Source organism: Pseudomonas sp. TJI-51, assembly GCF_000190455.2.
In the GTDB taxonomy this organism is placed as follows: Bacteria; Pseudomonadota; Gammaproteobacteria; order Pseudomonadales; family Pseudomonadaceae; genus Aquipseudomonas; species Aquipseudomonas juntendi.
Window position 1 is genome coordinate 34,501 of the sequence record NZ_AEWE02000084.1, and the last position, 11,810, is coordinate 46,310.

At 62.8% G+C, this 11,810-nt stretch carries 10 protein-coding genes; 6 read left to right on the forward strand and 4 right to left on the reverse strand.

The features are described from left to right. Position 1 precedes the first annotated feature (1 nt). Together G1E_RS18490 and rnk are read left to right on the forward strand one after the other, a co-directional pair. On the forward strand, positions 2-226 hold the full coding sequence (locus G1E_RS18490; RefSeq protein WP_009681652.1) for a DUF1289 domain-containing protein: 225 nt from the start codon (positions 2-4) through the stop codon (positions 224-226). Between the two features lie 146 nt (positions 227-372). Beyond that, positions 373-783, forward strand: coding sequence for a nucleoside diphosphate kinase regulator (gene rnk, locus G1E_RS18495; RefSeq protein WP_009681653.1), 411 nt, complete (start codon positions 373-375; stop codon positions 781-783). A gap of 39 nt (positions 784-822) precedes the next feature. Here the strand turns inward: rnk and G1E_RS18500 are convergent, their stop codons facing one another. Next, positions 823-3,672, reverse strand: coding sequence for a class I adenylate cyclase (locus tag G1E_RS18500; protein WP_009681654.1), 2,850 nt, complete (start codon positions 3,670-3,672; stop codon positions 823-825). Between the two features lie 168 nt (positions 3,673-3,840). On the opposite strand from G1E_RS18500, the gene G1E_RS18505 reads away from it, so the two are divergent. Beyond that, entirely contained in the window at positions 3,841-4,293 is a 453-nt protein-coding gene (locus tag G1E_RS18505) for a YaiI/YqxD family protein (RefSeq protein WP_009681655.1), read from the forward strand. A gap of 174 nt (positions 4,294-4,467) precedes the next feature. On the opposite strand, the gene elbB is transcribed toward G1E_RS18505, so the two are convergent. Next, positions 4,468-5,127: an isoprenoid biosynthesis glyoxalase ElbB gene (gene elbB, locus G1E_RS18510; RefSeq protein WP_009681656.1), complete on the reverse strand. Its 660-nt coding sequence runs from the start codon at positions 5,125-5,127 to the stop codon at positions 4,468-4,470. 187 nt (positions 5,128-5,314) lie between these two features. Next, positions 5,315-5,917, reverse strand: coding sequence for a DedA family protein (locus G1E_RS18515; protein ID WP_009681657.1), 603 nt, complete (start codon positions 5,915-5,917; stop codon positions 5,315-5,317). Positions 5,918-6,128: 211 nt separating this feature from the next. On the opposite strand from G1E_RS18515, the gene ppk1 reads away from it, so the two are divergent. Then, entirely contained in the window at positions 6,129-8,378 is a 2,250-nt protein-coding gene (gene ppk1 / locus G1E_RS18520; RefSeq protein ID WP_029886227.1) for a polyphosphate kinase 1, read from the forward strand. On the opposite strand, the gene ppx is transcribed toward ppk1, so the two are convergent. Next, on the reverse strand, positions 8,365-9,867 hold the full coding sequence (gene ppx, locus G1E_RS18525) for an exopolyphosphatase (protein WP_047149997.1): 1,503 nt from the start codon (positions 9,865-9,867) through the stop codon (positions 8,365-8,367). The two genes, ppk1 and ppx, sit on opposite strands and share 14 nt — an antisense overlap. Before the next feature lie 242 nt (positions 9,868-10,109). Here ppx and trxA point away from each other — a divergent pair, with 242 nt between their 5' ends. Together trxA and rho are read left to right on the forward strand one after the other, a co-directional pair. Then, a complete protein-coding gene (gene trxA, locus G1E_RS18530; RefSeq protein WP_009684153.1) occupies positions 10,110-10,439 on the forward strand; it encodes a thioredoxin TrxA in 330 nt (109 codons plus the stop codon). A 226-nt stretch (positions 10,440-10,665) separates the two neighbouring features. After that, the coding region (rho, locus tag G1E_RS18535) for a transcription termination factor Rho (RefSeq protein ID WP_047149998.1) at positions 10,666-11,810 on the forward strand (1,145 nt) is incomplete at its 3' end.

An 11,810-nucleotide genomic window follows, 5' to 3' on the forward strand; every position in this document is an offset into this window, starting at 1 on the left:
CATGAGCAGCGCCCAGCCACGGCCACCCAAGCCGTTGTACAGCAACGTCAGCCCCGCGGTGCCATCACCCTGCATCAGCGTCTGCCGGCTCGACGAGCAGCGTGTCTGCACCGGTTGCCACCGGCATGTCGAGCATATTCGCGAGTGGCGCTCGGCCGATGACGAGCGCCGCCGGCAGATCTGCCGCGAGGCACAGGTCCTGCGTGCACAGGCAAAGGCACACTGACCGCAGGGGCTTGAGTATTTGCCCGTCTGTGGTAGTGTCGGGTTCTGCGTCGATGACGCCAAAGCCTTTTCAAACCCCGCCCTTGGGCGGGGTTTTGCTTTATCTGTGCATTGAAAATTGCCTGTTCAAAGGAGTCTGACTGGATCATGAGCACCAAGCCTTCCCTTATCCTCACCCGATTGGACGTACAGCGTCTGGAGCGTCTGATCGACAGCCTCGACGAGAGTACGCCGGGTGTGTTCGCCCTGCAGGAGGAGCTGGACCGTGCCGCACAGGTCGTCGGTCATGAGGAAGTACCCGCAGGCGTGGTGACCATGAACTCGCGCGTGCACTGCCGTGAGGAAGCCAGCGGCAAGGACTACCACCTGACCCTGGTGTACCCGAAGGATGCCGGGGCGGAAGGCAAGGTTTCGGTGCTGGCGCCAATTGGCTGCGCTTTGCTGGGGTTGTCGGTGGGTGAACAGATCGACTGGCCGGCGCCGGGGGGCAAAACCCTCAAGCTGAAACTGCTGGAAGTCGAGTACCAGCCTGAAGCGGCGGGTGATTTCGACCTCTGAGGCCTGGGCCGCCATGCGGCCCATGTTGGAGCAGCCCGGTCATTGGCACAGCACCTGCTCCAACCCCTCGTTCAATGCCTGCTCCAGCACCCGCTTGTAGCTCAGGTAAACCTGCGTTGCCCCCAGCCGGTCATCCAGCAGCTCGGACAAGTCCAGGTCGGTGATATAGCACCGGTACTTCCCGGCCCCGCGCCGCTGGCCAATGATCTGCCGCGCCACTACCGCATACAGCTGCGGCCCATGCTCCAGCTCGGAAAACTCCTGCTGGTCGCAGTACAGTGTCACATGCGCAGCACCCCCTACACCGGCCTGGATGATGGCCTGCACTTCATAGTAAGGCTGGTCACTGCCCTCCTGCGGCGCCACGCGCGGTTCGATGCTGCGGGCCTTGCCCGGGCCGCCAGGCAGTAGCTGCGCGTACTGGATATCCAGGGCCGCCTGCCCAAGGTCATCCAGCGGCAGGCGAGCCTCGCGGCGCATCACCACCGAGCGCAAAAAGCGCTGCAGCGGCAACAGCAGGTGCGCCTCGTCATGCAGCGGCAGGCGTTGTTGCCATAACGCGTTGCATTCATCCAGCACATACAGCTCGGCCCATTCGTCCTGCAGGCGGTAGAACACCTGAATGCACGCCGGTCGACCCTGCTCCAGCACCAGGCGCAGGTCGTGATCTTGCAGGGCGTTGGCGTCCAGGTACAACGGGCTGTAGACGCTGCGTTCTTCGCCCAGGTAGGCCAGCAGGGCATCGTGCTCGGCCAGGGTGCTCAGGCTGACATGCCCCGGTTGCAGCTCCAGCACATGGGTGTGCTGGGCAACCTGTAGCAGGTAGCGGTGCTGCAGGCCCTGGGCTTGCAACAGCTGCACGGTGTCGAAGATCTCTTCAACCCGTTGGCTGATGGCCTGTGCGCGGCTCGGGCAGAAGCAATGCACCCGTACCCGCGGCCGGTGGCCATGCGCCACCGGGCTGTTGAGAAAGTCACGCAGGCAGCGCACCAGCGCGTGTTCGCCGTCAAAGCGCTGAACCAGCACTTCGTTCCAGCTGTTCAGGGTGACCTGGTCCAAGGTCAGCACCAGGTTCTCCCGCACCCCGGCATAGCTCAGTGAGTCGGTGCGCTCGGTGGTCATCAGGATGTTCAGGTCGCGGTGATGGCGCAGTGGGTCGATGGCCACGTTGACCAGTAGCAGCACTTCCTCGGCAACGCTGGGTTGCAGCAGGCGCACCTCACTCACGGTCGGCAAGGGCAGGGGGATGCATTGCTGCAGGCAACCGAGCAGGTTGACCAGCTCGAACTCGCTCAGGTCACTGACACCTGGGTGCAGCGCCAAGCGCGTGCCGCTGTCGATGACCCCGTTGCGATGGGCCCAGGCCAGCAGCTCCAGCAGCTCGCGGCAGCGTTTTATCGGGTTGAAGTACTCGACGTCGTGAGAGTTCAGGTTGCCGCTGTACAGTTCCCAGTGGTAGTTACCTGGTTCCTTGCGGTTAGGTAACTGAACCAGGGTGAGGGTGTCTTCGGCGAGGTCCGGAGCGATACCCGGGTTGATCACCTCGACCTTGCCGGCACGGCGCTCGAAGGCCGCATACAGGCGCCTGCCCAGTACGTTGAGCTCGCGTTGGTCGGCACGGCTGCTGGCGTTCCGGGTGCGTGCGAACTGGCCAAGGAAGCGATAGCTGTGGTTCAGCTCGGCCACCAGTTCGCGGCGCTCCACGGCAACCTGCTGGACTTTCCATTGGCTGCGGCTGTCCAGTATCGCCAGCTGGCGCTCATCCCACCCCCACTCGTCAGCCAGGCGCTGAAGCAAACGGCGCTGCCAGCCATTGCTACGGTTCTGATCGCTGAGCTTCTTGTTCACCTTCAAGTACAGGCTGCGCCGTACCCGTTCCAGGCGCACAGGCTCGCCCCTTTGCAGCAGGTAGCGTTCGATGCGCCGGTAGACCATGACATACGGGTCCAGCTCGTCCAGGTCCAGCTGGTTGGCGAACACTGCCTGCTTGTAGTCCAGGCTCAGGCAGCGCACGCCAGGGTATTCACTGGCGTAGGCCTCGGTCAGCAGCAGTTTGAGCAGCGACTTGTAGGGTGAGTCGATGCCTTTGAACAGTTGCCACAGGCCGGCACCAATGAACTCGCCGGGCGGAATGTGCGCCAGGTTGCCCAGGTCGAGCACATCCTGGCTGCGGATAAAACGCTTGGCCAGCAGGGTCTGGGTATAGGCCTGGTAATTGCCTTCTTCGTAGACCGGCACCAGCCACCACAGCGGCGTACGCCCGGCCAGCCACACGGTTGTGCGGTAGAACTCGTCCAGCAGCAGGTAATGCTGGGTAGTCCCGCAATTGTCTGAGCCAAGCTGACCATCACGCTGGCCTTGGGCAAACCCTTGGGTGTCGATCAGGAAAAAGTGTGCCTCTGCGCCCAGGCTGGCCGCCCAGGTTTCCAGCAGTTGGCACTTGCGGCGCAGCTCTTCGAGCAACGGCTCGGGCAAGTCGGGGGCGTGGCATACCCATACGTCCATGTCGCTGTGCTCGGCCTGCGCCAGCGAGCCCAGGCTGCCCATCAGGAACAGGCCGTGTATCGGCCGTGGCGGGTTGCCGTGCTGGGCCTTGTAGGTGAATGAGCGGGCCAGGCGCTGGGCTTCTGCGACCAGCTCGCTACCGGGCTCGTAGCCCGAGACGCCTGCGGGGGTGCTGCCCGAGACGTAACCCGGCAATAGCGGGTGGTTCACGTGAAACAGCAAGGGCAACAGCAGCAGCACTTGTTGCTGACGTGTCGACAGGCCCTCCATTGCCCGCTGCAGCCGAGCCTGGTTCAGGTGCAGGAAACGCGCGCGCAGTGTCGCCAGGACTTTGCGGTCGATGCCTTGGTCCAGGTCGGGGCGGATTTCGTGGGGGTGGTTCATTGCGCGCTCGGGCAGGCCAGTGAAGCTGTGGCGAGTTTAGCCTGAGTAACAGGGGCGGATAAGCGCTAATTGGAATATTGGCGCCATTTTTCCAGCGCGCCGGCCGGTTCCGGCTTTTACCGTGCATGAGGCATCATGAGCACATTGAGCTGATGAAGAGATTATCCGATGCGTGTATGGATCGATGCCGATGCCTGCCCCAAGGCAGCCAAGGATCTGATCGTCAAGTTCGCCCTCAAGCGCAAGTTCGAGGTGGTGATGGTGGCGGGCCAGGCAGTGGCCAGGCCTGCGTTTGCGATCGTGCGGTTGATCGTGGTGCCCAGTGGCATGGATGCGGCCGACGATTATCTGGTCGAGCATGCCGTGCCGGGCGAGCTGGTGATCTGTAGTGACGTGCCGTTGGCCGACCGCCTGGTCAAGAAGGGCGTGGCAGTGCTGGACCCACGCGGGCGCGAGTTCGACGAGCGCAACATGGGTGATCGGCTGGCCGCGCGCAACCTGTTCACCGATTTGCGCGAGCAGGGCCAGGTCGGGGGAGGGCAGGCGGCTTATGGGGAGCGCGACAAGCAGGCGTTCGCCAATGCGCTGGACCGGATCATTTCGCGACTATCGAGGGCCTGAAGTGTAACGCGGCCCTTTTGTGGGAGCGGCCTTGTGTCGCGAAAGGGGCGCGAAGCGGCCCCGGCAATTTAGGCGGCGAAGCTCAAATCCTGGGGCCGCTGCGCGGCCCTTTCGCGACACAAGGCCGCTCCTACAAAGGGCCGCGCGGGATTCTGGGCTTCGCGTAGGCAGGCCTTACTCGTGGGTCAGCTCCAGCACCCGGTCCACCAGCTTGTTGATGCCACCAGCCGCCTCGCTGATCGACTTGGCCTCCATGTAAGCCGGGGTCGTCACCAGCTTGCGTTGGGTATCTTCGACGATGTCGTGCACGTCGCATTCTTCATGGGTGCCGCCCATCTTCACCACTGCCGCCGCAGTATCCGCGTCGCTGCCAATGGTGCAGACCACCCCCGGCCCGTAGATCTTCGCCGCCAGCGCCGGCGAAATGCAGATCAGGCCAATCGGCTTGCAGGCAGCGGCAAAGGCTTCGGCCAGGGCCAGCACGTCTGGGTTGACGCTGCAGTTGGCGCCTTCCACGGCGAAGTTGGACAGGTTCTTCGCCGCCCCAAAGCCACCCGGCACGATCAGCGCATCGAAGTCTTCGGCCTTGGCCTCGCGGATGTCCTTGACCTCGCCCCGGGCAATGCGCGCCGATTCCACCAGCACGTTGCGCGACTCGGGCATCTCTTCGCCGGTCAGGTGGTTGATCACATGCATCTGCGCAATGTTCGGCGCGAAGCACTGCACTTGCGCGCCGCGCTGGTCCAGGCGCAGCAGGGTGATCACGCTTTCGTGAATTTCGGCGCCGTCGTACACGCCACAGCCGGAAAGAACCACCGCTACTTTTTTAGTCATGTTTGAAGCTCCAGTGTTGTGTCGCGCCTGGGAGATCGAGCGCTGCCTGCGCGGCGCATTGCGAGCGGGCGCTCGCCGGGTTGGTTTTCAGGGCCAGTCATGCTTGTGACAGGCACGCGGCCGCCTTGTTCGTCCGGCAACCTGACACGCTGTGTGCAACCCGATGCGCCGCACTGGCGCCTCGGGGTCACTGCTGGTCGCGCTGTTCGCCCGCCGCCTGGGCGGCGGCCTTGCGCTCTGCGCGCAGGGCACGGAAGCGACGGCGCAGCCACAACAGCACGCCCAGCCCCAGCAGGGCGGCCAACACCCATAGTTCGTACCGCTTGACGTTGCCCAGCAGGCCTTCGAGGATGGCGCCGAAGTGGTAGGCCGCCGCACCCAGGGCAATGGCCCAGATCGCTGCGCCAATGCCGTTCAGCAGCAGGTAGCGGCGTGGCGGATAGCCCGACAGGCCAATGGCCACGGGCATGACCGTGCGCAGGCCGTAGACGAAGCGGAAACTCAGTACCCAGATGTCGGGGTGGCGGCGAATGTGGGCCAGCGCCCGGTCGCCCATCGCCTGCCAGCGCGGCTTGCGGGCCAGAATCTTGCGGCCGTGGCGCCGGCCCATGAAATACCACAACTGGTCGCCGGCATAGCTGCCGAAGAACGCCACCAGGCACACCAGGTTGATGTCCATGTAACCGCGGAATGCAAGGAATCCTGCAAGCACCAGGATGGTCTCGCCTTCGAAGAAGGTGCCTAGAAAAAGGGCAAAGTAGCCGAAATCCTGCAGGAATTGTTGAAGCATTTTCTGAGGTGCTGGCGAAATGAACGCGCAGCCTACCCCTTCGCGGGCATTCGGGAAAGTGTCCAAATGTGTCTCCACATGAACAATTCCTACACCGCATTGCCATAGCCACGCGTCATGGCTTGCCCTGCCATGTCACACAGGCGTCATAATGGGCGCTTATCTTGCCGCTCAATTGATGATAGGGCGTTAACGTCCTCAGGAACGTCAGATGAATAATGAAGTGCTTAGCCCTGTCGCGATCAAGGATGCCCAGGAGCTCCCCGAAGAGATGCTGCAGACCCCTCCAGACCTGCCGCCGGCCACCGCGCCGGAAGCCGGGCAGGCGGCCGAGCCTGCCGCCCCGGTGCCTGCGCCGCCGCCGGCCCCGGCAATCGTGGTGCCTGGCCTGGACGACAGCAGCCTGTACATTCATCGCGAACTCTCGCAGTTGCAGTTCAATATTCGTGTGCTGGAGCAGGCGCTGGACGAGAGCTACCCACTGCTGGAGCGGCTCAAGTTCCTGCTGATCTTCTCCAGCAACCTTGACGAGTTCTTTGAAATCCGGGTGGCCGGCCTCAAGAAGCAGATCAATTTTGCCCGCGAACTGGCCGGCGCCGACGGCCTGCAGCCGCACCAGGCACTGGCGCGCATCAGCGAGCTGGTGCACCTGGAAGTCGACCGGCAATACGCCATTCTCAACGACGTGCTGCTGCCGGAGCTGGAAAAACACCAGATCCGCTTCATTCGCCGCCGTTACTGGACACCCAAGCTCAAGACCTGGGTGCGCCGCTACTTCCGCGACGAAATCGCCCCGATCATCACCCCCATCGGCCTCGACCCGACCCACCCGTTCCCGCTGCTGGTGAACAAGAGCCTGAACTTCATCGTCGAGCTGGAAGGGGTGGACGCGTTCGGCCGTGATTCGGGCCTGGCGATCATCCCTGCCCCCCGCCTGCTGCCGCGAGTGATTCGCGTGCCGGAAGAAGTCGGTGGCCCGGGTGCCAACTATGTGTTCCTGTCGTCGATGATCCACGCGCATGCCGACGACCTGTTCCAGGGCATGAAGGTCAAGGGTTGCTACCAGTTCCGCCTTACCCGTAACGCCGACCTGGCACTGGACTCCGAAGAGGTTGACGACCTGGCCCGCGCCTTGCGCGGCGAGCTGTTCTCGCGCCGCTACGGCGATGCCGTGCGCCTGGAGGTCGCCGACACGTGCCCGAAACACCTGTCGGACTACCTGCTCAAGCAGTTCAGCCTCAGCGAAAGCGAGCTGTACCAGGTCAATGGCCCGGTCAACCTCACGCGCCTGTTCAGCATCACCGGCCTGGACAGCCACCCGGAGCTGCAATACACGCCGTTCACGCCGGCGATCCCCAAGCTGCTGCAGAACGCCGACAACATCTTCAGCGTGATCGGCAAGCAGGACATCCTGCTGATGCACCCATTCGAGTCCTTCACCCCGGTGATCGACCTGCTGCGCCAGGCCGCCAAGGACCCGCACGTGCTCGCCGTGCGCCAGACCCTTTACCGGTCCGGGGCCAACTCGGAAATCGTCGATGCCCTGGTGGATGCAGCGCGAAACGGCAAGGAGGTCACCGCGGTGATCGAACTGCGTGCGCGTTTCGACGAAGAGTCCAACCTGCAGATGGCCAGCCGCCTGCAAGCGGCGGGTGCGGTGGTGATCTACGGCGTGGTCGGTTTCAAGACCCACGCCAAGATGATGCTGATCCTGCGCCGCGAGCACGGCGAGATCGTGCGCTACGCCCACCTGGGTACCGGCAACTACCACGCCGGTAACGCCCGCCTGTACACCGACTACAGCCTGCTGACCTCAGACGACGCCCTCACCGAGGACGTTGGCAAGCTGTTCAGCCAGCTGATCGGCATGGGCAAGACCCTGCGCATGAAAAAGCTGCTGCACGCGCCGTTTACCCTGAAGAAGGGCATGCTCGACATGATCGCGCGGGAAACCCAGTTCGCCCTCGACGGCAAGCCGGCGCACATCATCGCCAAGTTCAACTCGCTGACCGACGCCAAGGTGATCAAGGCGCTGTACAAGGCCAGCCAGTCTGGCGTGAAGATCGACCTGGTGGTGCGTGGCATGTGCTGCCTGCGCCCAGGTATTCCGGGGGTTTCGCACAATATCCAGGTGCGCTCGATCATCGGTCGATTCCTGGAGCACACGCGGGTGTTCTACTTCCTCAATGGCGGCGAAGAGCAGATCTACCTGTCCAGCGCCGACTGGATGGAGCGCAACCTCGACAAGCGTGTCGAGACCTGCTTCCCGGTCGAAGGCAAGAAGCTGTTGCTGCGGGTGAAGAAAGAGCTGGAAGGCTACCTGACCGACAACACCCATGCCTGGACCTTGCAGCCCGACGGGCGCTACGTGCGCAGCACCCCAACCGGCAACCAGAACCCGCGCAGCGTTCAGGCGACCCTGCTGGAGCGCCTGAGCAACCCGGTCCTCAACGTACGCTGAGGACGAAGCCGACCCGGGTCAGCCACTCCGCCTCGTTGGCGAAGTCGGCCTGGGTCAGCTGGTTCTGTTCCAGCCAGCCTTCAGGGAAGGCGATGTCGAGGCTTTCCCCGGCAGCCTTGAGCTGGACCTTCGGCATCTGCTGGTTGCCACGGATATGGTGGAACAGGATGGCGAAGCGCAGCAGCACGCACAGGCGCAGCAGTTTCACGCCTTCCTCGCCCAGTTCGGCAAACTTGTCCTTGGGAATGTTGCGGCGGTGGCCGCGTACCAGCAGGGCCATCATCTGCTGGTCTTCGCGCGAGAAGCCCGCCAGGTCGGAGTGTTCGATCAGGTAGGCGCCATGCTTGTGGTAGTGGTAGTGGGCGATATCCAGGCCGATTTCATGCACTTTGGCTGCCCAGCCGAGCAGATCGCGCCAATTTCCATCCTTCAACCCCCAGGCGTCCGCGACCTGGTCGAAGGCGTGCAAGGCCTTGCGCTCGACGCGCGCTGCCTGGCCCTGGTCGACGTGGTAACGCTCCATCAGTGAGTTCAGGGTGCGTTCGCGCACATCTTCATGGTGGTGGCGGCCTAGCAGGTCGAACAGCACGCCTTCGCGCAGCGCGCCGTCGCAATGGTCCATGCGCTGCAGTTCCAGGGCATCGAAGATGGCTTCCAGAATCGCCAGGCCGGCAGGGAAGATGGTACGGCGGTCCGGCTTGATGCCTTCGAAGTCGATCTTGTCGACGTCGCCCAGCTTGAACAGCTTGCGCTTGACCCAGGCCAGGCCCTCGGCGTTGACCTCGCCGTTGCCCAGGCCGCCGTCCTTGATGGCGGCAGCGATGGCACGGATGGTCCCGGACGAACCGATGGCCTCGTCCCAGGTCAGGCGGTGCAGGGCGTTTTCGATGCTCATCAGCTCCAGGCGCGCGGCGGTGTAGGCTTGGGCGTAGCGGGCCGGCGTGATCTTGCCGTCGCGGAAGTAGCGCTGGGTGAAGCTGACGCAACCCATTTGCAGGCTTTCGCGCAGCAGCGGCTCGAAGCGCTGGCCAATGATGAACTCGGTGCTGCCGCCGCCGATGTCGGCGACCAGGCGCTTGCCGGGGGTGTCGGCCAAGGTGTGGGACACACCCAGGTAGATCAGGCGCGCCTCTTCGCGGCCGGAGATGACCTCGACCGGGTGCCCGAGGATGGCTTCGGCACGCTGGATGAATTCGTTGCGGTTGCGCGATTCGCGCAGGGCATTGGTACCGACGATGCGCACCGAGCCAGCCGGCATGCCGTGGATCAGTTGGGAAAAGCGCTTGAGGCAGTCCAGGCCCCGCTCCATCGCCTCTTCACTGAGCTTGCGCTCTTCGTCGATGCCGGCGGCAAGCTGAACCTTCTCGCCGAGCCGCTCGAGGATGCGGATTTCGGTATGGTGGGCCTTGGCCACGACCATGTGAAAACTGTTGGAGCCAAGGTCGATGGCGGCGATCAGAGACAGGTTCTTCGCGATGTTGTGCGGCATGCTGTGTGTTCTCGGTCGTTAACCCGGCAATCGTGCCACGATAGCAGGCTGTCGCCAACGCGTGCCACGCCAGGCCTTGATGCAAGGCAATGTGCCATCCGATGCTATTACACGCAGATGACAGTTTCGATTCGTGGCGTCTTGCCCGACTATAGTTACACTCAATCGACCGCAGCTTCCTGTCGAGCGTGGGTGCGGCTATCATGGGCCACGTTTTTTTGCTTACGACCCTGGAGATATCCATGAGCAGCGATCTGATCAAACATGTCACCGATGCCACCTTCGAAGCCGAAGTCCTGCAGGCTCAAGGCCCGGTGCTGGTCGACTACTGGGCTGAATGGTGCGGCCCGTGCAAGATGATCGCGCCGGTACTGGACGACATCGCTTCCACCTACGAGGGCAAGCTGACCGTCGCCAAGCTGAACATCGACGATAACCAGGAAACCCCGGCCAAGCATGGCGTGCGTGGCATCCCGACGCTGATGTTGTTCAAGAACGGCAACGTCGAGGCCACCAAGGTGGGCGCGCTGTCCAAATCCCAGCTGGCCGCGTTCCTCGACGCCCACCTGTGATGTGAAAAGGCCCCGCGAATGCGGGGCTTTTCTTTTTCAGAGCACTAGACGCAGAAAAAAGCAAGTGTTACATTCGGCCTCGCACTGCTTCTCCAGTGCCCTCTACATGCCGTCGCCGAAGCATCCCCAATTCGAATCAGTACGCGATCCTGTCGCCATCTAGCGGCGCGGCTTCATTAAGCCAAAGCTTAATTCTCCCTTCTTACATGATTACGTCATTCCCCTTATGAACCTGACTGAACTCAAGCAAAAGCCGATTACCGATCTTTTGGAAATGGCCGAACAGATGGGCATCGAAAACATGGCCCGTTCGCGCAAACAGGACGTGATTTTCGCCCTGCTGAAAAAGCACGCGAAAAGCGGCGAAGAGATCTCCGGTGATGGCGTGCTGGAGATTCTCCAGGATGGTTTCGGTTTTCTGCGTTCGGCTGATGCGTCCTACCTGGCCGGCCCTGACGATATCTACGTCTCGCCCAGCCAGATCCGCCGTTTCAACCTGCGCACCGGCGACACCATCGTCGGCAAGATCCGCCCACCGAAAGAAGGGGAGCGTTACTTCGCGCTGCTGAAGGTCGACACCATCAACTTCGACCGCCCGGAAAACGCCAAGAACAAGATCCTGTTCGAAAACCTGACGCCGCTGTTCCCGAACAAGCGCCTGAAGATGGAAGCCGGCAACGGTTCCACCGAGGACTTGACCGGCCGCGTCATCGACCTGTGCGCCCCGATCGGCAAGGGCCAGCGCGGCCTGATCGTTGCTCCGCCAAAAGCGGGCAAGACCATCATGCTGCAGAACATCGCGGCGAACATCACCCGTAATAACCCTGAGTGCCACCTGATCGTCCTGCTGATCGACGAGCGCCCGGAAGAAGTGACCGAAATGCAGCGTACCGTGCGCGGCGAAGTGGTTGCCTCTACCTTCGACGAGCCGCCAGCGCGCCACGTGCAGGTTGCCGAAATGGTGATCGAGAAGGCCAAGCGCCTGGTCGAGCACAAGAAAGACGTGGTGATCCTGCTGGATTCCATCACCCGCCTGGCGCGTGCCTACAACACCGTGATCCCGAGCTCTGGCAAGGTACTGACCGGTGGTGTCGACGCCCACGCCCTGGAAAAGCCGAAGCGCTTCTTCGGTGCGGCACGTAACATCGAGGAAGGCGGTTCGCTGACCATCATCGCCACCGCGCTGGTCGAAACCGGCTCGAAGATGGACGAAGTGATCTACGAAGAGTTCAAGGGCACCGGCAACATGGAGCTGCCGCTGGATCGCCGCATCGCCGAGAAGCGCGTGTTCCCGGCCATCAACACCACCCGCCCCGGTCCCCGCCGCGAAGAGCTGCTGACCGCCGACGACGAATTGCAGCGCATGTGGAT